This window comes from Castellaniella ginsengisoli (assembly GCF_040955415.1).
Classification (GTDB): domain Bacteria; phylum Pseudomonadota; class Gammaproteobacteria; order Burkholderiales; family Burkholderiaceae_B; genus Castellaniella; species Castellaniella ginsengisoli.
This window is the reverse complement of record NZ_CP158257.1, coordinates 842490-866976: the sequence shown is the minus strand read 5'-3', so window position 1 is coordinate 866976 and position 24487 is coordinate 842490. Positions and strand designations below refer to the sequence as shown.

Here is a 24487-nt window from a genome sequence, read left to right as displayed (position 1 = left end):
CGTCCGATTCCACCCAAGGAGACATCCCATGAAAATCCGTACCACTCTGTTCGTCGGCCTGCTGGCCGCGACGCTGTCGGGCTCGGCCTGGGCGGCCGTCACCGCGAAGTTCGCCGTCACCCTGCCGGAGAAATCCCACCAGGGCCAGGGCGTGGCCAAGTTCATCGAACTGGTCAAGGCCAAGAGCCAGGGCGAGATCGACATCAAGGCCTACTACAGCGGCGCGCTGGGCAACGACGTGCAGGTGACTTCCGCCCTGCAGGGCGGCACGATCGAATTCACCGTGCCCCAGACCACCACCCTGACCGGCATGGTCAAGGCCTACGAGATCCTGGATTTCCCTTTCTTGTTCAAGAACAGCGGGCAGGCAGAGAAAGTGCTGGACGGCCCGGTGGGCCAGAAACTGCTGGAGACCTTGCCGGAGCATGGACTGGTGGGGCTGACCTATTGGGAGAATGGTTTTTTCAATGCCACCAACAGCAAGCATCCGATCGCCAAGGCGGAGGACTTCGAGGGCCTGAAGTTCCGTTCGATCCAGGCCAAGATCACGCAGGAAACCATCAAGGCGCTGGGCGCCAACCCGGTGCCGCTGGCCGTGCCCGAGCTCTACACTGCGCTGGAAACCCGCACCATCGATGGCCAGGGCACGCCCAATGCCGTGATCGCCGCGCTCAAGCTCTATGAGGTGCAGAAGTACCTGTCCATCACGCGCCACAGCTACGGCGCGTTCATCCCGCTGGTGTCCAAGGTCTTCTGGGACAAGCTCACGCCCGGACAGCAACAGATCCTGAAGGATGCCGCCATCGAGGCCCGGACCTACCAGCGCGAGGTCGCGCGCGCGCAGGCGCAGTCCGCCAAGGACGTCATGGCCAAGCACGGGATGGAAATCAACGAAGTCAGCGATGCCGAGCACGAACGCATGCGCGAGCGCGTCCAGCCGGTGTGGCAGATGTTCATCCCCAGCGTGGGCCAGGCCTTGTTCGATCAGGTCCAGGCCGAACTGAAGTAATCCAGCCCTTGCGCGCGGCCCGCCCCGCGCACCGGGCGCGCTTCGCGGCCCGGGAAACCGGAGTTCCCATGAAGCTTGCCACCCTGAAAAACGAATCGCGCGACGGCCTCCTGGTCGTCGTGTCCCGGGACCTGGCCCGGTGTGTCGCCGTGCCTGAGATTGCGCCCACCCTGCAGGTGGCGCTGGACGACTGGGATGCCTGCCTGCCGGCCCTGCGCGCCGCCTATGACCGGCTCAATGCGGGGCGGGACGGGGCGGCCCGCGCCTTCGACCAGGCGGCCTGCCATTCCCCGTTGCCGCGCGCCTATCAGTGGGCCGATGGCTCGGCCTACCTGAACCACGTGGAGCTGGTGCGCCGCGCGCGCAACAGCCAGGTGCCGGAATCTTTCTTTACCGATCCGCTGATGTACCAGGGCGGCTCGGACAGCTTCATCGGCCCGCGCGATCCGATCATCGTCGACACCGAGGACTGGGGCATCGACATGGAGGCCGAGCTTGCCGTCGTCACGGGCGACGTGCCCATGGGCACGTCTGCGGCGCAGGCCGCAGGCGCGATCCGCCTGCTGATGCTGGTCAACGATGTCTCCCTGCGCGGCCTGATTCCGGGGGAGTTGGCCAAGGGTTTCGGGTTCTTCCAATCCAAGCCGGCCAGCGCGTTTTCCCCGGTGGCCGTCACGCCCGACGAACTGGGGACGGCCTGGCGCGACGGCAAGGTGCATCTGCCGCTGCGCGTCGAGCTGAACGGCGAGCCCTTCGGCTGCCCGAACGCCGGCCAGGACATGACCTTCAATTTTCCGCAACTGATCGCGCACGCCGCCCGCACGCGGCAACTGGCGGCAGGATCCATCATCGGCTCGGGCACGGTCTCCAACAAGCAGGGCGGGCTGCATGGCTCCAGCATCCGCAACGGCGGCGTGGGCTATTGCTGCATCGCCGAAGTGCGCATGTACGAAACCATCGAGGGGGGCGCGCCGGCCACGCCCTTCATGCGTTTTGGCGACCGGGTGCGCATCCATATGAGCGATGACCGGGGCGAGGATCTTTTCGGCGTCATCGAGCAGACAGTCGCCCGGCGCGCGCAAGCCTGAAGCCTATGCAGGAAGCATCCATGCTGCAACTCTATTCTTATTTCCGCAGTTCGGCGGCCTATCGCGTCCGGATCGCGCTGGCGCTCAAGGGGCTGGATTATCGGGTCGTGCCGGTGCATTTGCTGCGCCACGGCGGCGAGCAATTCGGCGACGACTACCAGCGGCGCAATCCGGAAGGCCTGGTGCCGGCGCTGGGCGAGGGCGGCCGGGTGCTGACCCAGTCGCTGGCGATCATCGAATATCTCGACGAGACGCACGGCCCTGCGACCCTGCTGCCGGCCGATGCGCCGGGCCGTGCGCGGGTGCGTGCGCTGGCGCTGCACATCGCCTGCGACATCCATCCCCTGAACAATCTGCGGGTGCTGCGCTGGTTGGCCCGCGAACTGAAAGTCGACCAGACCGTCCGCGACGACTGGTACCGGCATTGGGTCACGCTGGGGTTTCGTTCGCTGGAGGCCCAGTTGCAATCGTCCGCGACGGGGCTGTGCTGCCATGGCGACGAGCCCGGGCTGGCCGATTGCTGCCTGGTGCCCCAGGTCTACAACGCGCGCCGCTATGAGGTGGATCTATCCGCTTTTCCGGTCATCGCGCGCATTGCGGCACATTGTGAAGCGCTGCCGGCCTTCCAGGCGGCGCATCCGGATGCGCAGCCTGATGCCGAATGAGCGCATCCGGCGCGGGATGGGGCGACTGCCCCATCCCGCGCGCGTCCGTTCGTGTGCCGCCTTTACTCCTTCCACGAGTCCAGGTATCCCGGCACCTTGACGCCGTCCGGCAGGGTATCGAGCTCCAGCGGATAGCGCGAATCGATCATGACCGCGACCTCGTCGGTGTACTTGCGTTCTCCCTGGTTGTTGGCCGCGGCCGCCGCGTAGGCCTTGGGATGCGGGCCGTGGTGAAAGCCCGAAGGATGCAGCGTGAACATGCCCGGCTTGATGTTGTCGCGGCTGAAGAAATTGCCCTGGTGATAGAAGATCGACTCGTCGAACTCGTCGTTGTTGTGATAGAAGGGCACCTTGAGCGCGCCCGGATCGCTTTCGATGGGGCGCGGGGCGAAGGTGCAGACGATGATGGTGTTCGACAGAAAGGTCGCGTGTACCGTCGGCGGCAGGTGGTAGCGGTCCGACAGCAGTTCGCGGATGTCGCGCCAGTTCAGCTTCACCGGCACGCAGTCGCCGTGCCAGCCGGCCGTATCCAGGAAGTTGTAGGGGAAGGTCACGGTCGTGACCTGCTGGCGGCGCTTGGCGCGCACGCGGGTCTCGTGTTCGCCGTACTGGGCTTTATAGGCCTCGTCGATCTTCGGCGTGTCCAGCACGGCCAGGTCGAATTGCGCATGGCGGCCGGTGATGCCGCGCTCCGGTAACTGGAACAGGTCTTCGGTGGCCTCGATGGTCAGGACTTCATTGCGCACGGAGGTTTCCAGGCGCCAGGTCGTGCCGCGCGGGATGTTGATGTAATCGCCCTCGCGGTAGCTCATGTGGCCGTAGTCGCAGAAGAATTCGCCCTCGCCCCGGTGGAAGAACAGGATCATGTCGCCGTCGCCGTTGCGGGCCAGGTCGGGCATGGAGACGTCGAATTTCCAGAAACAGACCTGGGTCTGGCCGTTGTGCATGAAGCGCCGTGCTTTCCAGGGGCATGGGGCGCTGTCGTCCAGGCGGTTCAAGTCCAGCAGGGTGAGCTCCAGCGGGCCCTCCCATTTCGTCCAGCCCGTGGGCTTGTGCGTGTGCAGGATATGGCTGGCCGGGCCGAAGAAGCCGTTGCGGCCGTGCTCGCGCTCGTACAGGCCCTCGGGAATGTCGCAGTGGGCCTGGCGGGTGTAGATGCCTTCGGCCTTGGGGAAAGTGATGGGGTTCTTCATCAGGGTCTCCGGAATTGTTATTCAATGATTAACATCGTTATGATTTAAACAACGATACCAATCTAAGGCCCCGGAAACAATGCGTCCAACAGTTTTTCCCCATGAATCGATCGGCCCGGCTTCTGGCGAAGCGGCTGCCTGGCCCGGCGATGTGCCGGGCATCCAGTCGGTGGAGGTCGGGCTGGCGTTGTTCCGCCTGCTGGCGGAGGGTGAAACGCCGTGCGGCCTGTCGGATCTCGCCCGGCGGGCCGGCATGCACCGGGCCAAGGCCTATCGCTACCTGGTCAGCCTGGCGCGCGCCGGCTGGGTCGTCCAGGACGCCGGCGCGGGGCGGTACGACATCGGCCCCGCCGTGCGCCATCTGGCCTTGTCCTGGTTGTCGAGCCAGGATCCGCTGCGGCTGGCCGGGTCGGAAGTCCGCGCCTTGTCGCAAGCGCTTGGGGAAACCTGTTTCGTCGCAGTGCGCGGCCAGGGGGGGGTGACGGCCGTCCGGGTTTGCCAGCCTGGCCAGGGCGTATCCATCGGCGTGGCCGAAGGCGCCTTGTTCGATCTGGAATCCTCGGCCACGGGGCGCGTCTTTGCCGCCTGGCAAGAGCCGCCGGCACGGCAGCTCGCCGCCGCGCTGCGGCGCGATATCCGCGCGCGCGGCCTGGCGATGGTGGAGGGCGAACACGTTCCGGGCATCAACGCGTTCAGCGCGCCGGTGCTCGATGGTCAGGGCCAGTTGCTGCTGGCCCTGACCGTGGTGGGGCACGCCGCATCGTTGCGGGCCGACCCCGAAGGTCCGGCCGCCGAGGCGCTGCGGGCGGCTGCCCGGCGCATCTCGGCGGCATTGGCCTGAGGCGCCGCCGGGTGGTCAGGCACGCAGCGGCAGCATCCGCCGCAGGGTGTCGTCGCGGCGGACGTAATGGTGCTTCAGTGCTGCCAGGGCGTGCAGGCCGATCAGGAAATAGCCGGTGTTGGCGATGAGCCGATGAGTGTCGAGGATCGTGCTGCCCAGGGCCTTGTCCACGCCGATCAGGGCGGGCAACGCGATGCCCCAGACCTTGACCGTGCCGCCGAAGGCATTGATGCCCGTCCAGGCCAGCAGGGGCAGGGCGAGCAGCATGGCGTAGAGCGCCGCGTGCATCAGGCGGGCGGCGAACTGTTCCCAGGCGGCGGGCGCCGGGGTGATCGCGGGGCTGCGCCGGGCCAGGCGCGTCGCCAGGCGGACCACGGTCAGCGCCAGGATGGTCAGCCCGCACGAGGCATGGATCATTTTCATGAAGCCCTGTTCGGGGCTGTCCTTTGGAAACAGGCCCTTGAGTTCCATCATGGCGTAGACCACCACGATCAGGAGCAGGGTGATCCAGTGCAGGGCAATGGCGGGACGGCTGTAGCGGGCGGGAGCGGGCATGGGATGAGTTCTGGAGAGACAGTTTGCAACGGCATCATGATCGCCCGCGCTGCATGAACCGCAGATGAATGCGGGTTGCGGCCCGCGCGCGGCGCTGTGGGCCGATGTCAGGCACGCGCCCAGCCCAGGCGGATCGGCCAGGCGAAGATCAGGCGGTAGGCGGGCTCGATGCACCGCCGCAGGGCGGGGACCAGCGTGCCGCGCAACGGCAGGCCGATCCCCGCCGCCGCCAGGGCGGTCAGCATTGCGCCGGCCATGTCCAGCGGGAAATGCACGCCCATGTAGATGCGCGCCCAGGCGATCGGCAGGCCGGTCAGGGCCAGGAGCAGGGCCGCCGTGCGCCGGGCCGGATGCAGGGCCAGGCCGGCGCAGACCGCCCAGACGAAGCTCAGGTGGTTGCTGGGAAAGGAGGCGGTCGGCGCATGGTGCATGTGTAGATGGCCCAGTCCGACGACGAAGGGGCGCGGGTGGAACCAGACCTTTGAGATCGCCCAGGACAGCAGCATGGCGATGGCCGCGCTGACGGCGGCCTGCAGCAGGGCCTCGCGTCCGGCGGTATCCGCCCGCAGCCAGTTCAGCGCCAGGTACAGGGGAAACAGATAGATCAGGTCGTTGGCCAGGAAGCGGCCAAGCAGCAGTGCGGCGGTCGAGGGGTCGGCGCCATTGATCCACAGGAACAGCGTGTCGTTCAAGGTTTCCATGCGGGCGGCAAGGGGTGTCGTGTCGGGGAAGGCAGGATAGCACCGGTTCCGGGCGGGCATCGTATCCGGATGATGCACGGCGCGCCGACGGGCGTCTGCGCAGGCTGCTGTAAACTGCTTTCCTCGATCAAACAGGGGGCCGCCCGTCATGAGCAGCGTGAACATGTGGCTGGAAGCCACGATCCTGGGACTGGTTCAGGGCTTGACCGAGTTTCTGCCGATTTCTTCCAGCGCGCACCTGCGCATTCTGGGCCCGCTGCTGCCTTCGGGCGGGGATCCGGGGGCGGCCTTCACGGCGATCACCCAGATCGGCACCGAGACCGCCGTGCTGCTGTATTTCCGCCACGACATCCTGCGCATTTTGCGGGCCTGGCTGGCTTCGCTGGCCGTGCCCGCGCGCCGCAGCGATCCCGATGCCCGCATGGCCTGGCTGATCCTCGTCGGCACGCTGCCCATCGCCGTGCTTGGCCTGCTGTTCAAAGAGGCCATCGAGGGCAGCCTTCGCAACCTGTACATCACGGGAACCGTGCTGGCGCTGTTCGCGCTCATCCTGGGGGTTGCCGACCGGATCGGACGCAGGCGGCGCACGCTGGGCGAACTGACCTGGGGCCATGGCATATTGTTCGGTTTCGCGCAGGCGCTGGCGCTGATTCCCGGGGTGTCCCGTTCGGGCGGGACGATCACGGCGGGCCTGCTGCTGGGCTATACCCGCGAGGCGGCGGCGCGTTATTCATTCCTGCTGGCGCTGCCGGCGGTCTTTGCCGCAGGTTTCTACCAGCTCTTTCGCAGTTGGGGCCAGGCCGGGCCGATGGCGGCCGGGCCGACGGCCTGGGCGACGCTGGTCGCGTTTGGCGTGGGCTATGGCGTCATCGTCGTGTTTCTGCGCTTCATTTCCACCCACAGTTATCTGCCGTTCGTGCTCTACCGCATTGTGCTGGGCGCGCTGGTGCTGGCGCTGCTGGCAGCGGGGATCCTGAGCCCGCTCTGAGCCTGGCTGCGGGTTCTCAGGGGTCTCCGGCGGCGTGGCCCGTGCCGGCCACGAACACGGACTGGCGCTCGGAATTGCCGAGGCTCAGGTGGTTGAACAACAGATTCAGGGTGACGGCCATGAGGGCGGCCGAGCTGATGCCGGAATGGAAGATCGTGGCGACCCAGGCCGGGAAGCGGGCGTAGAAGTCGGGCGCCGCGATGGGGATCATGCCGAAGCCCACGGAGGTCGCCACGATGATCAGGTTCATGTTGTTTTCATAGTCGACCCGGGCCAGGGTGCGAATGCCGCTGGCGGCCACGGTGCCGAACAGCACCAGGCCCGCGCCGCCCAGCACGGCCGTGGGCACGGCGGCGATGAAGCGGCCGATCACCGGCAGCAGGCCCAGGGCCAGCAGGATGAGGCCGCTGGTGGCGACCACGTAGCGGCTCTTCACGCCGGTGACGGCCACCAGACCCACGTTCTGTGCAAAAGCGCTTTGCGTGAACGAGCCGAAGACCGGCGCCACCACGCTGGAGATCATGTCGGCGCGCAGCCCATCGCCCAGGCGGCGCGAGTCGATCCGGGTGTCGATGATGTCGCCGACCGCCAGGATGTCGGCCGAGGTCTCCACCAGCACCACCAGGATGACGATGAACATGGAGAGGATCGCGGCGGGGTGGAATTCGGGCCAGCCGAAATGAAACAAGGTGGGCAAGGCGAAGACGGGGCCGTCGCCCGCTTCGGAGAAGTCCGTCATGCCGGCGGCCCAGGCGATGAGGGTTCCCAGCACCATCGCCAGCAGGATCGACAGGCGCGAGATGGTGGCGTTGCCCAGCTTGCTGAGCAGCAGCACGATGAGCAGGGTGACGGCGGCCAGGCCGATGTTGGCCATGCTGCCGAAATCCGCCGCCCTGGGATTGCCGCCCATGGACCAGTGCGCGGCCACCGGCATCAGCGACAGGCCGATGGTGGTGATGACCGAGCCCGTCACCAGCGGCGGGAAGAACCGGATGATGCGGGAGAAGACCGGGGTGATCAACAATCCGATCAGGGCGGCCGCCATGACGGCGCCAAAGACCGTGGGCAGGCCGCCGCCGGCCGTCAGGATGGCGACGATGGTGGCCACGCTGGCGAAGGACACGCCCTGGACCAGCGGCAACTGACAGCCGAAGAAGGGAATGCCCAGCGTTTGCAGCAGGGTGGCCAGGCCGCCCATGAACAGGCAGGAGGCGATCAGCACGCCGATTTCCGCGCCTTCGAGGCCGGCGGCCTGGCCCACGATCAGGGGGACGGCGATGATGCCGCCGTACATGGTCAGGACATGCTGGAATCCGTACATCAGATTGGCCGTCAATCCCAGGGCTTCGTCTTCGGGGCGTTGCAGCGTCGTGCGGGCGGGCGTGTTCAAGGCAGTCTCCATCCTCGTCGTTCGTCGTGGACCGGTCGCGAAGCGGGGCTGGGTGGCGGGCGGATCCGGTGGCGCGGCCACCGGCGGGGCCGGGGCGCGGGTCATGCGTGAGGTTCGATGGTCTTATTGTGAACCGCCGGATGGGGTTCGGGATCGCGCCCCCTTCATATTGCTCATTTCCATGTATTTATTGTGAAATTTGTCCATTGGTGTTTACTCAGGTGTGCCGATGAGCCTCACATGGACGGCCCGCCGGCGGGTTTCTCCGGCGACAGACCGGCGGGTGATTTAGAATGCCCGCTTTCCAAGCGCAAGCGTGAGCGGGGCCGATATGGATGAAAGTCGGATGGCGTCGACCGGGGCAATAGGGGCCGGCCAGCCGGATTTCTTCGAAGCCACGCCCATGGCTTTATGGCTTGAGGACTACAGCGCGTTGCATGCGCAGTTCGAGTGCTGGCGGGCTGAGGGCGTCACGGATCTGCAGTCCTGGCTGAACCAGGACCGTGGCCGGCTGCGGCATTGCGCGGATCTGATCCGCATCGTGCGCGTCAATCGCCAGGCGCTGTCCCTGTTTGGCGCTCGCACGCAGACCGATCTGATGGACCGGCTGGCGGATGTGCTGCGCGATGAGACGTTCGAAGGCTGGGCGGATGAACTCGAGCAGCTCTGGCGTGGCCATGGCGGGTTTCACAGCCAGACAGTGAATTACGCGCTGGACGGCCGGCGGCTGGATCTTTCGCTCAAGGCGGTGATCCTGGCCGATGAACGGCAGCCTTGGGATCGGGTGCTGGTGGCCATGGAAGACGTCACCCTGCTGCAGGAGGCCCGGCGCCAGGCCCAGGCCAGCGCGCGCGATGCGCGCGAGTTCTTTCAGCAGGCGCCCGTTTCCTTGTGGGTCGAAGATTTCAGCGCCATCCGCCATCTGTTCGACGAATTGCGCCAGCAAGGCATCAGCGACTTCCGCACCTTCCTGGACGTGCATCCCGATTTCATCGAGCGCTGCCTCCAGGAAATCCGCATCATCGACGTCAACGACTACACCCTGAAACTTTTCAAGGCGGAGTCCAGGGAGCAGTTGATCGGCCGGATCGGCGATGTGTTCAGCGCGGAATCCCGCGACTCGTTCGCCGAGCAGTTAATCGAGCTATGGCATGGCCGGCTCTTCCATCAGAAAGAGGTCCAGAACAACACCCTGGAAGGCGATGCGCTGCACATCCATCTGCAGCTTTCGGTGTTCGAGGGGCATGAAGACGACTGGAGCCTGGTGCTGTTGTCCCTGACCGACATCACCGCGCGCAAGAAGGCCGAGGCCTATCTGGAATACCTGGGCAAGCATGATGTGCTGACTCAGTTGAAGAACCGGTCTTATTTTGTCGACGAACTGGGCCGACTGCAGCGCAAGCGCACGCCGCTGGTGTCTTTCATCGCTTTGGACCTGAACAACCTCAAGCAGGCCAACGACGAGGGCGGGCATGCGGCGGGCGACGACCTGTTGCGCCGGTTCGGCGAAGTCCTGAACAAGGCGGTCGATCAGCCCGGCCAGGCGGCGCGCATCGGCGGCGATGAGTTCGTGGTGCTGCTGCCCGGCTATGACGAGGCGGCGACCCGCAAGGTGCTGGACAACATCCACTCTCTGATCGAGCTGAACAATCAGTACTACGGCGGCGTCGCGCTGAGTGTCGCGGCCGGGGAATCAAGCTGCCGCAATCCGGATGCGCTGGAGCAGGCCCTGAAGGACGCCGACCGGTCTTTGTACGAGTCCAAGCGCCGCTACTACAGCACCCACGAACGCCGCCGGTGAAGCCGGCCCGCCTGCGGCGCGGCCGGTGGATCAGGCCGCGCGCGGCAGCGGACTGACGGTGACCAGGCCGGGCTGATCGATGGCTTCGAGGATGCGGCGCACGCGGTCCTGCCAGAGCTGCGCGAAATCCTGTTTTTCCGTGTCGCTGGCGCCGCCGGCGAGGATTTTCTGCAGCATGGGCATGGCGGCGGGCGAGCCGGGCACGCCCTGGGCGCTGAAGGACACCGCCACCTGGTCGCCCGTGTCGCGGCGGGTGAAGACGATTTCTCCGGGGATGTCGCCCTGGAAATGCAGCAGATTGCGCCGGTCGTGCTGGCCGGCCAGGCCTTTGAAGCCGGTATCCGTGGTGGCCCCGGTGATCAGGCTGACCACGTTGGCGATGACGCCGGTGACGCCGCTGGTCGCGCTGTCTGCGAAGGTGGCTTCGATGTCGCCGCGTTGCGGTGGGGCGTCGGGATACAGGGCGCGCAGGGCGCGCACCGTCATCAGCCAGGCCCCGGCCACGGTGGGGCAGGAATGGCCGGCCAGACGCACGGCGTCTTCGTAGCCGTATTCGATCAGGCCGTCGTCGGATGCGCCCAGCAGTTGAGCCAGCGGATCGTGCAGCGCAATGCGGGGGGCCTGGGCGAAGAATGCGGGAAATGCCATGGAAGGGCTCCAGGAAAACGGGAACGGAACCAGTGTAGACGGGCATGGCGAAGAATCCCCGCTTAACCCTGGGGCGCATCCGGTCGTTGGCTTGCCGATGCGGCGCGCCCGGGCGCAAGCCCATGTTTGCGGGTTGCCGGAGCGTTTCCCACGCGCCCGGGGGTGTAAGATGGGCCGGATCAGCGGTCCCGCGGTGCCGCACTGCGGGCCGGGCCTCAACCGACAGGAGGATACGTCATGGCACACCCCAATAGCTTCGGCGCGCGCGCGACCCTGGATGTGGGGGGCAAGTCCTACCGCATCTGGCGGCTGGACGCCCTGAAAGACCATGGGTTCGATCCCGGCCGCCTGCCTTATGGACTCAAGATCCTGCTGGAAAACCTGTTGCGCACCGAAGACGGCGTGGCGGTGCGGGCGGATGAAATCCGCGCGCTGGCCGGCTGGGATCCCGCCGCCCAGCCCAGCCGCGAGATCGCCTTCACGCCCGCGCGGGTCGTGCTGCAGGACTTCACCGGGGTGCCGGCCCTGGTGGATCTGGCCGCCATGCGCGATGCCATGCGGGCATTGGGCGGGCAGCCCGACCGCATCAATCCCCTGGCGCCGGTGGAACTGGTCATCGACCACTCGGTGATCGTCGACGACTTCGGCCATAACCAGTCTTTCCGCCGCAACCAGGAAATCGAATACCGGCGCAACGTCGAGCGCTACAAATTCCTGCGCTGGGGGCAAACGGCCTTCGACAATTTCCGCGTCGTGCCGCCCGACACCGGCATCGTGCACCAGGTCAACCTGGAACACCTGGCGCGCGGCGTGTTCACGCGCGACGCCGACGGCGTGACCGAGGCTTATCCCGATACCTGTGTGGGCACGGACTCGCATACGCCCATGGTCAACGGCCTGGGGGTCGTCGCCTGGGGGGTCGGCGGGATCGAGGCCGAGGCCGCCATGCTGGGCCAGCCCATCTCGATGCTGATTCCGCGTGTGGTCGGCTTCAAGCTGTCCGGCGCCCTGCCCGAAGGCACCACCGCCACCGACCTGGTGCTGACCATCACCGACTTGCTGCGCAAGCACGGCGTGGTGGGTAAGTTCGTCGAGTTCTACGGTCCCGGCGTGGCCGCCGTGCAGCTGGCCAATCGCGCCACCATCGGCAACATGAGTCCGGAATACGGCTCCACGATCTCCATCTTTCCGATAGACGAAGAAACCCTCGCCTATCTGCGCTTCACCGGCCGTCCGGAAGAGCAGGTCGCCCTGGTCGAGGCCTATGCCAAGGCCCAGGGCCTGTGGCACGATCCCGCGCACGAGCCGCAGTATTCCGAACGCCTGGAACTGGACCTGAGCACCGTGGTGCCTTCGATCGCGGGCCCCAAGCGGCCCCAGGACCGGATACCGCTCACCGAGGCCAAGCCCGCGCTGGCCAAGTCCCTGGCCGCGCTGCCCGGCGCACCCCAGTCCAATCCGGCCGTCGTGCAGCTGCCGGACGCGGGCGAGTTCCCGATCGATCACGGCGCCGTGGTCATCGCCGCCATCACCTCGTGCACCAATACCAGCAACCCGGCCGTCATGATGGCCGCCGGCCTGTTGGCGAAAAAGGCCGTGGAGCGCGGGCTGCGCCGCAAGCCCTGGGTCAAGACCAGCCTCGCGCCGGGATCCCGCGTGGTCACCGACTACTACGAGAAGGCCGGGCTGACGGCCTACATGGACCAGTTGGGCTTTAACCTGGTCGGCTACGGCTGCACCACCTGCATCGGCAATTCGGGCCCCTTGATCCCCGAGGTTTCCGAAGCCGTGCGCGCCAACGACCTGGCGGTCGTCTCGGTGCTTTCGGGCAACCGCAACTTCGAAGGCCGCATCCATGCCGAGGTCAAGCTCAACTACCTGATGTCCCCGCCGCTGGTGGTGGCCTATGCGTTGGCCGGCACCATGGACATCGATCTGTTCAACGATCCGCTGGGCCGGGATGCCGAAGGCCGGGACGTCCACTTGCGCGATCTCTGGCCGTCGGCCGAGGAAATCCAGGCCGTGATCCGGTCCTGCATTTCTTCCGACATGTACACGCGCGGCTACGAGAGCGTGTTCGACGGCGGCGAGCTCTGGCGCGGCCTCGATACGCCCGAGGGCAGCCTGTTCGATTGGCAGGACGATTCCACCTATGTGCGCAATCCGCCGTACTTCCAGGGCATGCCCCGCCAGCCGCAGCCCGTGAGCGACATCCGCGGCGCCCGGGTGCTGGCGCTGCTGGGCGATTCGGTCACCACCGACCACATCAGTCCGGCCGGCTCCATCGGCAAGGACACGCCCGCCGGCCAGTATCTGCGCGAGCAGGGGGTCGAGCCCCAGGACTTCAATTCCCTGGGATCGCGGCGCGGCAACCACGAGGTCATGATCCGCGGCACCTTCGCCAATGTGCGGCTGCGCAACCAGATCGCGCCGGGCACCGAGGGCGGCTGGACGCGCGACTTCACCCGCGACGGCGCCCCGGTCGCCACCATCTTCGAGGCTTCGCAGAACTACCTCAAGGCCGGGACGCCGCTGGTGATCCTGGCCGGCAAGGAATACGGCTCCGGCTCTTCGCGGGACTGGGCGGCCAAGGGCACGGTGCTGCTGGGCGTGCGCGCGGTGATCGCCGAGTCCTACGAGCGCATCCACCGTTCCAACCTGATCGGCATGGGCGTGCTGCCACTGCAGTTTCCCGAAGGCCAGAATGCGGCGTCCCTGGGCATCCGGGGCAAGGAAACCTTCGAGATCATCGGGGTCGAGGCGTTCAATGGCGGCGTGACGCCCGAGACCGTGCGCGTGCGCGCGGGCGACATCGAGTTCGATGCCTTGGTGCGTATCGACACCCCGACCGAGGCGGCCTACTACCGCCATGGCGGCATCCTGCAATACGCGCTACGGCAATTGCTGGAATAACGCGGCCGGCCCGCCGGCGTCTTGTCTACAATGCGGGTTTCGGCCCGCATTGTTCTTGCGGCCGCTGTTTCTCCGGATCGGGCAATCCGCCTTGCCGGGTCCGCTTCCACCGGTCGACGCATGACATCCTCTTCTCCCGCCTCCTGGGGGGCCCTGCTGTGGGGCCGCAATGGCTTGCGGTCTCTCGCCCTGGCCGGCGGCGTGGCCGTGCACGCGGTCAATATGTTCATCGCCACCACCATCCTGCCTTCGGTCGTTCAGGATATCGGCGGCCTGCCCTGGTATGCGTGGAACACCACCCTGTTCGTGGCCGCCTCGATCATGGGCTCCTCGTGCGCTCCCCTGGGCATTCGCTGGTACGGTTTGCGGCGCACCTTTCTGCTGGCGCTGCTCGCCTTCATGGGCGGCACCGTGATCTGCGGGCTGGCGCCCAGCATGCCCTGGCTGCTGGCCGGCCGGGTGGGGCAGGGCCTGGGCGGCGGCATGCTGCTCAGCCTGAGCTATGCCACGGTGCCTTTGGTGTTCGACCAGTCTTTGTGGTCCCGGGCCATGGCGCTGATCTCCGGCATGTGGGGCGTCGCCACGCTTTCGGGGCCGGCCGTCGGCGGCCTGTTCGCCGAATCCGGGCACTGGCGCTGGGCCTTCTGGGCCGTGCTGCCGGTCTGCGTGTTGCTGGGGGCGCTGTTGGTGACGCAACTGGGGCCCATGGGCCGCGACCGCCGCGCCCGGCTCGAAGCGCCGTTGTTGCGCATGGGGCTGCTGGTCGTGTCCGTGCTGGTCGTGTCGGCGGCCAGCCTGTATGCATCCTGGCTCGTCCAGTTCGCCGGTGTGGCGGGCGGCTTGCTGCTGGTGCTGTGGCTGGCGCGCATGGACGGCCGGGCGCCCCGGCGCTTCCTGCCCGAGGGCGCCTGGTCGCCGCGGCATCCTCTGGGCCGCCGCTACGCCATGATCGGGCTGCTGAGCATCGGTGTGACGACGGAAGTCTTCGTGCCCTATTTTCTGCAGGTGCTGCACGGGCAGTCGCCCTTGCATGCGGGATATCTGTCGGCGCTGATGTCGGCTGGCTGGTCTCTGGGGACGTTCGCCAGCTCGGGTCGCGGGCCCGCCTGCGTCGGCCGCCTGCTGGTGCTGGGGCCGATTCTATCGGCGGCGTCCCTGGCGGGTCTGTACGTCTTCATGCCCGACCCGCAGGCGCCAACGGCGCTGCTGGCCGCGCTGCTGCTGGGCGTGGGCACCGGTGTCGGGTTGTGCTGGCCGCACTTGCTGACCGGCGTATTCCGCGCCGCGCCGCCGGACCAACAGAATATCGCCTCGGCGGCGATCACGACGCTGCAGTTGTACGCGATCGCACTGGGCGCCAGCGTGGCGGGCATGGTTGCCAATGCGGGCGGTTTCACGGATCCGGGCGGCTGGCAGGGCGCGCGGCAGGCCGCGTGGGCGGTCTACGGCGTGTTCGTCTTCGCGCCGGCACTGGCGATCCGCCTGGGCTGGCAGGCGCGGCGCGAAGTCGCTTAGCGCCGCGCGGGCCGCCGCGGCTCCAGGAGCGCGGCCCCTCTCATTTCATCAGGCTGAAGTTATCGGGGTCGGGGCCGATGCGGCCGTCGGCGCGGTCCAGGGACGCGATCCGGTCCATGGCGGCTTCGTTCAGGTGCAGGCTCCATAGATTGAAGTTTTCCCGGATCCGTTTCGGATTCGAGGATTTCGGGATCACCATATGGCCCATCTGGATGTGCCAGCGCAGGATCACCTGGGCCGGGCTGGCTTGCAGTTGGTGGGCCAGTTCCTGAATCACGGGATCCTGCAGCGCCTGGGTGCGTCCGAGCGGACTCCAGGCCTCGGTGCGGATGTCGTGGTCGTCGTGGTAGGCGCGCAGCTCGGCCTGCTGAAAATGAGGGTGCAGCTCGATCTGGTTGACCACCGGCAGCACGCCGGTGCCGTCCAGCAGCTTTTGCAGATGGTTCAACTGGAAATTGCAGACGCCGATCGACCGGGCGCGGCCTTCGTCGCGCAACTGGATCAGGGCTTCCCAGGTTTCCAGGTAGCGTTTCTCGCGGGGCACAGGCCAGTGGATCAGGTACAGGTCGACGTAATCCAGGCCCAGCTTGTCCAGGCTCTCTTGCAGCGCGGTCTTGGTACTATCGTGACCGTGCCGGTCGTTCCAGACCTTGGTGGTCACGAACAGGTCTTCGCGCGGGATGCCGCATTGGGCGATGCCGCGGCCGACCTCGGCCTCGTTGCCGTAGATGGCTGCGGTGTCGATGGAACGGTAGCCGGTCTCGACGGCGGCCTGGATGGCGGGAACGACGGCTTCGCCGGTCAGTTGCCAGGTGCCCAGGCCCAACTGGGGTGCGCGGCGGCCATCATGGAACGTGAGCATGGGTTGATTGGTGGACATGCGGATCTCCTGTGGGGCGCAGCAGGCTGCGGCAGGCCTGGCTGGCCGCTGTGCGGCCAGCCGGCGTTGAACGAATCTTTGGAGTCAATCAAATGAGTGTACATAGTCAGGCGAAACGAGTCACGGTGCCTCAACTCGTCGCCGCCAAGGGCGAGCGCAAGATCGCCGCGCTGACGGCCTACATCGCGCCGATCGCCAGGCTGCTGGACGAGGCCGTGGACATGCTGCTGGTGGGGGATTCCACCGCCATGGTCGGCTATGCGATGCCCGACACGCTGTCGATTACGGTCGAGATGATGGCCGCCCACTCCGCCGCCGTGGTCAGGGCCACCGGGCATGCCTGCGTCATCGCCGACATGCCCTTTGGCAGCTACCAGCAGTCCCCGGCCCAGGCGTTCGCCAATGCCGCGACTTTGCTGTCCGCCGGCGGCGCCTCCGGGGTCAAGCTCGAAGGCGGCCAGGCCCTGGCCGACACCACTCGCTTCCTGGTCGAACGCGGCATCCCGGTGCTGGCTCATGTGGGGCTCATGCCCCAGTACGTCAACACCATGGGCGGCTTCAAGGCCCAGGGCATGACCGAGGCCGCCGCCAGGCGCATCATGGACGATGCCCGGGCGCATGCCCAGGCCGGCGCGTTCGGTGTGGTGCTGGAAGGCATCAGCGAGCCGCTGGCGCGCGAAATCACGGCGGCGTTGCCCATCCCCACCATCGGCATCGGCGCTTCGCCCGCTTGCGACGGCCAGATTCTGGTCACCGAGGACATCCTGGGGCTGAGCGGCGACCGGATCCCGAAATTCGCCCGGCGTTTCGCCGACGCGGGCCAGGTCATCCAGCAGGCGGCCCGGGATTACGCCCAATCCGTGCGGGAGGAGACTTTTCCCACGCTAACTCATTGTTTTGGCGTGCGGTCCGAGCAGTAATATTCATATAACTGTCATTTCAAAATATTTCGCCTGGGCCGTCACTGGCTGATCCGGGCGTTTTTTTGCCGCCGGCGGGGACAGCCCCGCTTCGGATGCCATGGAAATACGCCAACTCGAGGCCTTGAACGCCATCGTGACCAGCGGTAGCGTCACAGCGGCGGGCCGTATGCTGGGCCGCTCCCAGCCTGTCGTCAGCCGCCAGATCAGCGATCTGGAGGCCGAACTGGGGTTCCTGCTGTTCGCCCGTACCCGGCCCGCCATCACGCTGACCGAGGAAGGCGCCGAGTTCCATCAAGAGGTGCGCGGCATCCTGGCCGACCTGCACCAGTTGGAAGCGCGGGTCCAGGGCATGCGCAGCGGTCAGGTCAGGCCCTTGAGAATCCTGGCCTCGGTCGATCTGGCGCGCGGGCTGCTGCCCGAGGCGCTCGCCCGGGTGGACCGCTTCAGCTCCGTCTTTCATCAACGGCTCATCATCGAGGAAGTCGTGCATGAAGCCCCCGCCAGCGCTCTCGCGGAGGGGCAGGCGGATTTTGCGCTCATCAACCTGCCGGTGGATGCCGATGCCATCCGCGTGCACTGGTGCGGCCAGGCGCCTTGCATGCTGGCGATGCCCGCGGCGCACCCCCTGGCTTCCCGTGACGTGGTCGCCCTCGAAGACATCCATAATACCGACGCCATCACGCTCCTCAGTCGCTATCGCATGCGCTACCACCTGACCAGCAGCCTGGCGCGAGCCACGGCGGGCGAGTCCCGGCGCCATATCGAAGTCGGCAGCCAGCAGTCGGCGCTGGCGCTGGTGCGGCTTGGCCTGGGCGTGGCGCTGATCGATCCTTTTTCGATCCGGGGCGCCCAGCTCGATGGCATCGTGCTGCGGCCCATCCAGACCGAGATCGCCTATATGATCGGCGCCGTTTCCCAGGCGACGCACGAGTTGCCGGAAGGCGCCCAGCGCCTGATCCAGGGGCTGCACCTGTACGTCCAGAGCACCATCCCGCACTATGTCGATACCGACCCCAGCGGGCTGCGCCAGAAAGCGTCCCGCAAGGCCGAGGCCCTGCGCTCGGCTTGAAGCCAGGCGGCGGCGTGCGGCGGAAGCGGCGCTCCGCCGCAGATTCCCGCATCCCGCTTGTGCGATGATGTCGGGTCTTCTTCATGCGGCATAGGACGACATCGTGATCCCGCTTTCTCCGGAAATCCTGGCGGCGTTGGCGCTGGCCCTGCTGGCCGGCCTGGTGGCCGGCGCCTGGCCCGCGAGGCGGCGCCTGCTGGCCCAGGCGGCCGAAGCGGCCCGGCAGGCCGAGCGCGCCGCCCAGTTGCAAGACCGGGTCGCACAACTCGAGCGGGATTTGTCCGCCCAGGCCGATGCGCTGGAAAGCTGGCGCGCCCGGGCACAGGACGGCAGGCTCGAATTGGCGCAGTTGCAGGCGGCTCATCACGAAAAGCTCGCCGCCTTCGAGGAACTGAGGCAGGCCTTCGATCAGTCGCGCGCGACGCTGCGGGCGGAATTCCAGCACCTGGCCGGCCAGGTGCTGGAAGAAAAAAGCCAGGGTTTCTCGCGCTCCAGCCAGGATGCGCTCGGCAGCTTGCTGCGGCCGTTCCGCGAGCAGATCGAAAGCTTCCAGCGGCGCGTCAACGAGATCCATGATGCCTCGGTGAGCGGGCAGGCCAGGCTGGATACGGAAATCCGCCGCGTCCTGGAAACCGGCCTGAAAATGAGCGATGAGGCCCAGTCCCTGGCCATGGCCCTGAAGGGTGACAAGAAAGCCACCGGCAACTGGGGCGAGGTCCTGCTGGAGCGCAGCCTGCAACTGGCCGGCTTGATCGCGGGCGATCATTACCAGGCCCAGGCGTCCTTCCGGGACGAAGCGGGCAACCGGCGGCAGCCGGATTTCATCGTCCGGCTGCCGGACGGCAAGCACCTGATCATCGACAGCAAAGTGTCGCTGGTGGACTACGACCGCGCCGTCTCGGCGGCCACGCCCGAAGCGCGCGAAGCCGCGCTGGCGGCGCATGTGCGCGCCGTGCGGCAGCATATCGACGACCTGGCCCGCAAGGATTACAGCAGCCTGACCGGCATGAAAAGCCCGGGATTCGTGCTCATGTACCTGCCGATCGAGCCGGCCTACATCGAAGCCATGCGGCGCGACCGGGAGTTGTTCGACCATGGTTATCGCCACAATGTCGTCCTGGTGTCCCACACCACGCTGATGCCGGTCCTGCGCACGGTCGCCGCCTTGTGGATGCTGGCGCGCAGCAACGAGCAGGCCCGGGCGCTCGGAGACCAGGCCGGCGGGCTGTACCGGCAAGTCGAGATGGTGGCGGTCCGGCTGCAGAAGCTGGGCCATGCGCTGGGCGCGGCCGCCGCGCACTATAACGGCACGGTCACGGCCGTGGCGGGGCAGCGCGGCCTGTACGGCAAGGTCGGCCGTTTTGCCGAACTCTCGGCCAAGGCCGGGCGGCCGCTGCCCGCGCTGGAGCCCCTGCTCGCGGATTTCGAAGTCCAGCGGCTGGACGGTATTGCGCCCGGAGCGGATCACGTGCCGGAAACCGGCCGGGCGGATGCCGGGTCGCCGCCGGGGGCCGTGCCTGAAGACCTCCATCCGCCTGGGGAGCCGAATCCATGACACATCGTTCTGATCTTCACGCTGGGCGTTTCGCCCTGGGAACCCGCCTGCGCCTGTGCGCATCCGCCCGGGTGCGGCGGCTGGGCATGCTGGCCGCCGCCGTCTTGGTCTGCAGCGGCGCATGGCTGGCTTGGCCGGGGCCCGTGCTGGCGTCGTCCGGGCCTGTCGAGGCCACGGCCGCGCCGTCCGCCGCCGCGCCGTCCGCCGGCCGGCTGGACGAGACGCCGCGCATGGCCATCCTGTCCGCCTTTGCGCCCGAGCTCGAACTGCTGCGCGCCCGTTTGCGGGATGCCCGCGTTCACACCGTCCAAGGGGTCGATTTCTTCACCGGGCAGCTCGAAGGCCGGCCCGTGGTGCTGGCGCTCAGCGGCATCAGCATGGTGAACGCGGCCATGAACACCCAACTGCTGTTCGACCGTTTCCGGGTCACGCATCTGATCTTCAGCGGCATTGCCGGCGGCGTGAATCCCGAATTGCACATCGGCGACGTCAGCGTCCCCGAGCGTTGGGGCCAGTACCTGGAGGTGGTCATGATGCGCGAGATCGCCCCGGGCCAATACCGCGCACCGGCCTCCAAGGGCGAGTTCGATTTCCCGCCCTACGGCATGATGCAGCCGCGCGCCGTGCGCGTGCGCCAGGCCGATGGTGCCGGCATCCAGGAAAAGTTCTGGTTCGAAGTTGATCCGCAGATGCTGGCCGTGGCACGCAGCGTCCAGGCCGTGCCTTTGCGCGGCTGCGACCGCCAGGACCGCTGCCTGGACAAGCGCCCCCGCCTGGTGGTGGGCGGCAGCGGCGTATCCGGGCAGGCCTTCGTGGACAATGCGGATTTCCGCCGCTACGCCTTTCGCACCTTCCGGGCCAATGTGCTCGACATGGAAAGCGCAGCGTGCGCCCAGGTCGCCTGGCGCGCGGGCGTGCCTTTCATCGCTTTCCGCTCGCTCAGCGACTTGGCGGGCGGCGGCCCGGGTGAAAACGAGATGAACGCCTTTCTGCATATTGCGGCGGACAATGCCGCGCAGGTGCTTCTGGCGTTTCTCAGGGCCTGGCGGGATTAGTGGAATAGGCGCTGGCCGACGTTCGGTCAGTGCAGCGCGAAATCCACGCGCGTCGCCGCGCCGCCGTCTTCGATGCCGCTGGCATCGGGCTTGGGCGCCACGATGAAGACCCGGTCGGTCAGTTCGGGCGCATCCGCCAGGATCTGCTCGTACACGGCTTGAGCGCGGGCCTGCGCCAGCCCGAGCAGGGGCTGTTTGTCCAGCGGGGCGGCGGCCAGCAGCAACGCGTGCATTTGCTCGGGCGGCAGCGACTTCGCGAAGCCGATGGCATTGCGCGGTTTGTTCTTGATCTTGGCGTCGTCGTAGACATCCTCCAGGTATTGCGCGCGGTCGGCGTCGGTCAGCTCGACGTCCGCTGCGGCCTTCTTGCCGCCGCCGGTTGCCTTGGCCTTGGCGGCGCGGATCTTGTCATCCAACCAGGCCTGGCGCAGGCCTGCTTCGTCGGTCGCTGGATCGGCCCGGCCGATGATGTCCATTTTCAGCGCGGGGCGGTCGGCCAGCGCCTTGACCAGGGTGGCGATGCTGGATTTCGCGGTGTCGTCGAGCGTGGCGCGCCCTGGGGCGAATTCGATGCGCGACAGATCCTCACCGCCGCCGAAGGCCGAGGCCAGGAGCGAGAAAGGTGCCGTCACCGCCTTGACGACCGTGTTCACAATCACCCTCACGATGATGCCGCCCACCGAGAACTCCGGATCGTCCAGCGAGCCGGAAACCGGCAGGTTGATGTCGATGTTGCCATTGGCGTCTTTCAGCAGGGCGACGGCCAGCAGCACAGGCAGTTTGAGCGCGTCGGGGCTGCCGGACGGTTGGCCGAAGGTGAGCTGGTTGAGCAGCACCTTGTTGCTGGCCTGCAGGGCGCGGTCCTCGATCTCGTAGTGCAGGTCGACCGACAGCTTGCCGCGTTCGATGGCGTAGCCGACATATTTGGCCGAGTAGGTGGTGAAGCGGGGCAGATCCACGCCTTTGGCAGAGGCCTCCAGATCCAGCGCCAGGTAGCGCGCGAACGGCTGGACCGTGCCAGCCAGCGAGAAAGGCGCGGTGCCGTATACCCGGCCCGAGACGCGGACCTTGGCGGGCGCGGGCCGTGTCGAGGACACGGCCGTGAGCGTGCCTTCGATGGCGGACAGCTCCGCGCGATAGTTGGGGCGCACGAAATGGTCGTTGAACGTCACGCGGCCGCGCTTGAGCGTGACGCTGCGGATCGAAACTTCGGGTGCGGCGGGCGTCTTGCCGCGCGCCGTCGTCCCGGCGGCGCGGACGCGGCGGGTTTGCGTGTCCTGGGTGATCGAGCCGCCGGCCGTGCCCTCGTCGACCAGGATGTCCATGACGTTCAGGCGGGCCTTGTCATTGAGCAGGATGTTGCCGTAGAAGTCGGCGAGCTGGATGTCGCCTAGGCCCAGAACGAGTTTCGGGCCCGCCATCGAGACGTGCATCTTGCTGAGCCCCAGGTGCTTCCAGTTGAGGAAGGGGGTCTTGTTGACCCGGTCCTGGAGATCCAGGCCGTCGAGCTGGATTGCGCCGCGCCAGTCCGCCCGCATGGCCCGGCCGTCTTGCGGCGCGGTGAATTCCGCCTGGCCGCGCGCTCCCAGGGTTGCGCCGCGTACCGTGGCGTTCAGGCTGGAGGCGATGTAGGGCGCGAGGGAGGCGGCGTCGAAGCGGGCCAGGTCGACCGAGGTCTTGACCGACAGCGGCTGCGCGGTCCAAGATCCGTCGAGCGCCAATGTGCCCTGTTTCTGGATCCCGTCGGCCTTCAGGGTGAAGGACGCCGGCGCGTCGTCCAGCGCCAGGCGGTCGGCTGCCAGGGCGAGCGAGCCGATGGACAGATTCACGCCGGGCTTGACGGACTCGTCGCGCGCCGCCAGGTGTTGCAGGCCGAGGGTCACGTCGCGGGCTTCGATCCGCGTGTCGGCCACCATGACCGTGCCTTCGAGGTCCAGCCGGCCGCCCAGCAGGGCGATGGGTGAGACGTGGCGCACCGCCGCCGCAAACGGCGCCAGCGCCAGATTGCCCAGCCTGACCTGCGCCTGGGCCGACAGCGGCTGCAGCGAGATGGGCGACTCGATTCGCAGCGTGCTGCCGTCCAGGCTGTTGTCCAGGCTCAGCCGCGCCTGCATGGGCTGACCGGGGGCCTGCGGCCAGGTGATGTGCGCGACTTCGGCGTTCAGCCCGTCCAGGGGATAATCGAGGCCGCTGGGCCCGTCGCTCAGGTGGAGGGCGCCGGCTTCGAGCTTGAAGGCGCCCAGGGCGAACCGCCAGGCGGGCGCGGCGGGCTGTCCGGGTCTGGTTGCGGTCGGCGCAGGTGCTTTCGGCGGCGTGGCTGCCGGAGCCGGGTCGCCCGGGGCCTGCGGCGCCGGTTCCTGCGTGCCGGGCCCGGCGGCGCCCAGCTTGGCGAAACCCTCGGCCACCCGCTGCCAGTTCAACTGCTGCGCATCGCGGTGCGCCGTCACCCGGGGGCCGCTCAACGTCACCGTATCGATGGACGCCGTGCGCGTTTCCAGGTCGAGCGCCAGGCCCTCCGCCCTGAGGTTGTTCCAGGCCAGCAGCGGAGCATCTGAGATCTCGGCCAGGTCCAATGCGCGCAGGCCCAGGCTGCCTTGCACACGAATGCGCGGCGCAGCCGCCGGCGGCTGTTCGAACAGCACCTGCAGCCGCGAATCCAGCAGGGCGCTCTTGAGTCGCACGGGCAGGGGCAGGGGCCAGAAATCCGCCCATTTGTCGAGCGCCACGTCATCGAGCGTGACGTCCAGCGTGGACGTGGGGATTGTGTCGAACGGCCGCGCCTTGCCGCGCAGATCGAATGGGCTGCCGTTGATGCGCAGATGCACCGCGGGCTGCACATCGATGTCGGCGGCGTAGCCGAAGGAGGAAAGAAAGGGGATGCCCAGCGTGATTTCGTCGACCGTCTGCCGCCGGCCGGTGACCTGGTCGTCCAGATGGATCTCGCCGCCGGTCAGCGACAGATTGTTCAGGGAAAACCGTGGCGGGCCCGCATCGGCGGGTTCCGGTTCAGCGGGCTGCTCGGCCGCTCGCGCCGTCAGGCGATCGATGATGTCGGAGAAGTTGAAACGCGCGATGTCTTGGCGGACCAGGGCGACATGGGGGCGATCCACGCGGATCCGGTCGACGACCGGCGCGAACAGCACGAGGGATCGCCAGGCTACCCGCAGGTCGATTTCGCCGACCCGAAGCAGCGGCTCTGACTGAGGCTGTCCGATGACGAGATCCTGAGCGCGCAGCGCCAGCGTGAAAGGGTTGAAACGGATTTCACCCACCTGGACCTGGCGGCCCAGGAGTTCGGAAACATCCTGGGTGAGCGCGCCGCGCACGGCCTTGGGCACCCACCAGGCGGACAGCGCCGCCAGCGCCAGCAACGCCAGTACGATGCCGGCCAGGATCCTGATGCCCCGGCGGCCAAGTTTCAACACAGGCATTCGCCACTGCATTGCATGCGCTCCGATTGTTTTTTTTGTGGATGGTCGTGGCCCGCAGGCGCCGCCTTCCGACCGTTCGCCGTTCGTGCACATTATTCCAGCCCGGCGCGGGAGCGTCCATGGGGGCGGAAGGGGCTTTGCATGGTTTGACGGTGCGGCCGCTGCGGAAAGAGGCGCCGGCTCCCAGTAAATATGCCTTGGATTGCATATTCATTCTAAAGCATATATCATTCGGTCCTCATGCCGGGAAGGGGTGAAAACCGAATC

General features: G+C 67.2%; 19 protein-coding genes. 12 read left to right on the top strand and 7 right to left on the bottom strand.

Annotated elements, in window-relative coordinates; translation table 11 throughout:
- Positions 1-28: 28 nt before the first annotated feature.
- The 3 genes from ABRZ00_RS04070 to maiA all read left to right on the top strand — a co-directional run bounded on the left by ABRZ00_RS04070 (position 29) and on the right by maiA (position 2762).
- Positions 29-1009 (top strand): TRAP transporter substrate-binding protein, encoded by a 981-nt coding sequence (locus ABRZ00_RS04070; RefSeq protein ID WP_368641030.1) that lies wholly within the window; start codon positions 29-31, stop codon positions 1007-1009.
- Positions 1010-1077: 68 nt separating this feature from the next.
- Positions 1078-2097, top strand: a complete 1020-nt coding sequence (locus ABRZ00_RS04065) for a fumarylacetoacetate hydrolase family protein (protein ID WP_368644469.1) — start codon at positions 1078-1080, stop codon at positions 2095-2097.
- A 23-nt stretch (positions 2098-2120) separates the two neighbouring features.
- A complete protein-coding gene (gene maiA / locus ABRZ00_RS04060) occupies positions 2121-2762 on the top strand; it encodes a maleylacetoacetate isomerase (protein ID WP_368642789.1) in 642 nt (213 codons plus the stop codon).
- A 62-nt stretch (positions 2763-2824) separates the two neighbouring features.
- On the opposite strand, the gene ABRZ00_RS04055 is transcribed toward maiA, so the two are convergent.
- Positions 2825-3955, bottom strand: a complete 1131-nt coding sequence (locus tag ABRZ00_RS04055) for a homogentisate 1,2-dioxygenase (RefSeq protein WP_368641032.1) — start codon at positions 3953-3955, stop codon at positions 2825-2827.
- A 79-nt stretch (positions 3956-4034) separates the two neighbouring features.
- On the opposite strand from ABRZ00_RS04055, the gene ABRZ00_RS04050 reads away from it, so the two are divergent.
- Positions 4035-4796, top strand: coding sequence for an IclR family transcriptional regulator (locus ABRZ00_RS04050; protein ID WP_368641033.1), 762 nt, complete (start codon positions 4035-4037; stop codon positions 4794-4796).
- Positions 4797-4811: 15 nt separating this feature from the next.
- Here ABRZ00_RS04050 and ABRZ00_RS04045 read toward each other — a convergent pair whose 3' ends face one another.
- Together ABRZ00_RS04045 and ABRZ00_RS04040 are read right to left on the bottom strand one after the other, a co-directional pair.
- On the bottom strand, positions 4812-5351 hold the full coding sequence (locus ABRZ00_RS04045) for a cytochrome b (protein WP_368641034.1): 540 nt from the start codon (positions 5349-5351) through the stop codon (positions 4812-4814).
- Positions 5352-5458: 107 nt separating this feature from the next.
- Positions 5459-6217, bottom strand: a complete 759-nt coding sequence (locus ABRZ00_RS04040) for a phosphatase PAP2 family protein (RefSeq protein ID WP_368647846.1) — start codon at positions 6215-6217, stop codon at positions 5459-5461.
- Between ABRZ00_RS04040 and ABRZ00_RS04035 the strand changes: the two genes are divergently transcribed.
- A complete protein-coding gene (locus ABRZ00_RS04035) occupies positions 6201-7040 on the top strand; it encodes an undecaprenyl-diphosphate phosphatase (RefSeq protein ID WP_343837894.1) in 840 nt (279 codons plus the stop codon). The two genes, ABRZ00_RS04040 and ABRZ00_RS04035, sit on opposite strands and share 17 nt — an antisense overlap.
- A gap of 16 nt (positions 7041-7056) precedes the next feature.
- Here ABRZ00_RS04035 and ABRZ00_RS04030 read toward each other — a convergent pair whose 3' ends face one another.
- Positions 7057-8442 carry a nucleobase:cation symporter-2 family protein gene (locus tag ABRZ00_RS04030; RefSeq protein ID WP_368644467.1) on the bottom strand — a complete coding sequence of 462 codons (1386 nt, stop codon included), beginning with the start codon at positions 8440-8442 and terminating at the stop codon, positions 7057-7059.
- A 319-nt stretch (positions 8443-8761) separates the two neighbouring features.
- On the opposite strand from ABRZ00_RS04030, the gene ABRZ00_RS04025 reads away from it, so the two are divergent.
- Complete coding sequence (locus tag ABRZ00_RS04025; protein WP_368644466.1) at positions 8762-10231, top strand: diguanylate cyclase domain-containing protein; 1470 nt, start codon at positions 8762-8764, stop codon at positions 10229-10231.
- 30 nt (positions 10232-10261) lie between these two features.
- Here ABRZ00_RS04025 and ABRZ00_RS04020 read toward each other — a convergent pair whose 3' ends face one another.
- Positions 10262-10879, bottom strand: a complete 618-nt coding sequence (locus ABRZ00_RS04020; RefSeq protein ID WP_368641038.1) for an FmdE family protein — start codon at positions 10877-10879, stop codon at positions 10262-10264.
- Positions 10880-11116: 237 nt separating this feature from the next.
- Here ABRZ00_RS04020 and acnA point away from each other — a divergent pair, with 237 nt between their 5' ends.
- Together acnA and ABRZ00_RS04010 are read left to right on the top strand one after the other, a co-directional pair.
- Positions 11117-13792: an aconitate hydratase AcnA gene (gene acnA / locus ABRZ00_RS04015; protein ID WP_368647845.1), complete on the top strand. Its 2676-nt coding sequence runs from the start codon at positions 11117-11119 to the stop codon at positions 13790-13792.
- A gap of 120 nt (positions 13793-13912) precedes the next feature.
- Positions 13913-15307: an MFS transporter gene (locus tag ABRZ00_RS04010; protein WP_368644464.1), complete on the top strand. Its 1395-nt coding sequence runs from the start codon at positions 13913-13915 to the stop codon at positions 15305-15307.
- A gap of 40 nt (positions 15308-15347) precedes the next feature.
- Here the strand turns inward: ABRZ00_RS04010 and ABRZ00_RS04005 are convergent, their stop codons facing one another.
- Positions 15348-16187, bottom strand: coding sequence for an aldo/keto reductase (locus ABRZ00_RS04005; RefSeq protein ID WP_368641041.1), 840 nt, complete (start codon positions 16185-16187; stop codon positions 15348-15350).
- 92 nt (positions 16188-16279) lie between these two features.
- On the opposite strand from ABRZ00_RS04005, the gene panB reads away from it, so the two are divergent.
- The 4 genes from panB to ABRZ00_RS03985 all read left to right on the top strand — a co-directional run bounded on the left by panB (position 16280) and on the right by ABRZ00_RS03985 (position 20789).
- Positions 16280-17107, top strand: a complete 828-nt coding sequence (gene panB, locus ABRZ00_RS04000) for a 3-methyl-2-oxobutanoate hydroxymethyltransferase (RefSeq protein ID WP_368644463.1) — start codon at positions 16280-16282, stop codon at positions 17105-17107.
- A gap of 100 nt (positions 17108-17207) precedes the next feature.
- On the top strand, positions 17208-18179 hold the full coding sequence (locus tag ABRZ00_RS03995; protein ID WP_368644462.1) for a LysR family transcriptional regulator: 972 nt from the start codon (positions 17208-17210) through the stop codon (positions 18177-18179).
- A gap of 103 nt (positions 18180-18282) precedes the next feature.
- The gene (locus ABRZ00_RS03990; protein ID WP_368644461.1) at positions 18283-19734 is read left to right on the top strand and encodes a DNA recombination protein RmuC; all 1452 of its coding nucleotides are present in this window, start codon (positions 18283-18285) and stop codon (positions 19732-19734) included.
- Positions 19731-20789, top strand: a complete 1059-nt coding sequence (locus ABRZ00_RS03985) for a 5'-methylthioadenosine/S-adenosylhomocysteine nucleosidase (protein ID WP_368644460.1) — start codon at positions 19731-19733, stop codon at positions 20787-20789. Before ABRZ00_RS03990 ends, ABRZ00_RS03985 begins: the two co-directional genes overlap by 4 nt.
- 26 nt (positions 20790-20815) lie before the next feature.
- On the opposite strand, the gene ABRZ00_RS03980 is transcribed toward ABRZ00_RS03985, so the two are convergent.
- Positions 20816-24232 carry a DUF748 domain-containing protein gene (locus ABRZ00_RS03980; RefSeq protein WP_368644459.1) on the bottom strand — a complete coding sequence of 1139 codons (3417 nt, stop codon included), beginning with the start codon at positions 24230-24232 and terminating at the stop codon, positions 20816-20818.
- Positions 24233-24487 lie beyond the last annotated feature (255 nt).

Excerpts from the sequence above, each read along its gene's own strand:
- ABRZ00_RS04070 (WP_368641030.1), top strand. The coding sequence starts at position 29 with ATGAAAATCCGTACCACTCTGTTCGTCGGCCTGCTGGCCGCGACGCTG.
- ABRZ00_RS04065 (WP_368644469.1), top strand. The coding sequence starts at position 1,078 with ATGAAGCTTGCCACCCTGAAAAACGAATCGCGCGACGGCCTCCTGGTC.
- ABRZ00_RS04055 (WP_368641032.1), bottom strand. The coding sequence starts at position 3,955 with ATGAAGAACCCCATCACTTTCCCCAAGGCCGAAGGCATCTACACCCGC.
- ABRZ00_RS04050 (WP_368641033.1), top strand. The coding sequence starts at position 4,035 with ATGCGTCCAACAGTTTTTCCCCATGAATCGATCGGCCCGGCTTCTGGC.
- ABRZ00_RS04045 (WP_368641034.1), bottom strand. The coding sequence starts at position 5,351 with ATGCCCGCTCCCGCCCGCTACAGCCGTCCCGCCATTGCCCTGCACTGG.
- ABRZ00_RS04035 (WP_343837894.1), top strand. The coding sequence starts at position 6,201 with ATGAGCAGCGTGAACATGTGGCTGGAAGCCACGATCCTGGGACTGGTT.
- ABRZ00_RS04040 (WP_368647846.1), bottom strand. The coding sequence starts at position 6,217 with ATGTTCACGCTGCTCATGACGGGCGGCCCCCTGTTTGATCGAGGAAAG.
- ABRZ00_RS04030 (WP_368644467.1), bottom strand. The coding sequence starts at position 8,442 with ATGGAGACTGCCTTGAACACGCCCGCCCGCACGACGCTGCAACGCCCC.
- ABRZ00_RS04025 (WP_368644466.1), top strand. The coding sequence starts at position 8,762 with ATGGATGAAAGTCGGATGGCGTCGACCGGGGCAATAGGGGCCGGCCAG.
- ABRZ00_RS04020 (WP_368641038.1), bottom strand. The coding sequence starts at position 10,879 with ATGGCATTTCCCGCATTCTTCGCCCAGGCCCCCCGCATTGCGCTGCAC.
- acnA (WP_368647845.1), top strand. The coding sequence starts at position 11,117 with ATGGCACACCCCAATAGCTTCGGCGCGCGCGCGACCCTGGATGTGGGG.
- ABRZ00_RS04010 (WP_368644464.1), top strand. The coding sequence starts at position 13,913 with ATGACATCCTCTTCTCCCGCCTCCTGGGGGGCCCTGCTGTGGGGCCGC.
- ABRZ00_RS04005 (WP_368641041.1), bottom strand. The coding sequence starts at position 16,187 with ATGTCCACCAATCAACCCATGCTCACGTTCCATGATGGCCGCCGCGCA.
- panB (WP_368644463.1), top strand. The coding sequence starts at position 16,280 with ATGAGTGTACATAGTCAGGCGAAACGAGTCACGGTGCCTCAACTCGTC.
- ABRZ00_RS03995 (WP_368644462.1), top strand. The coding sequence starts at position 17,208 with ATGGAAATACGCCAACTCGAGGCCTTGAACGCCATCGTGACCAGCGGT.
- ABRZ00_RS03985 (WP_368644460.1), top strand. The coding sequence starts at position 19,731 with ATGACACATCGTTCTGATCTTCACGCTGGGCGTTTCGCCCTGGGAACC.
- ABRZ00_RS03980 (WP_368644459.1), bottom strand. The coding sequence starts at position 24,232 with ATGCAGTGGCGAATGCCTGTGTTGAAACTTGGCCGCCGGGGCATCAGG.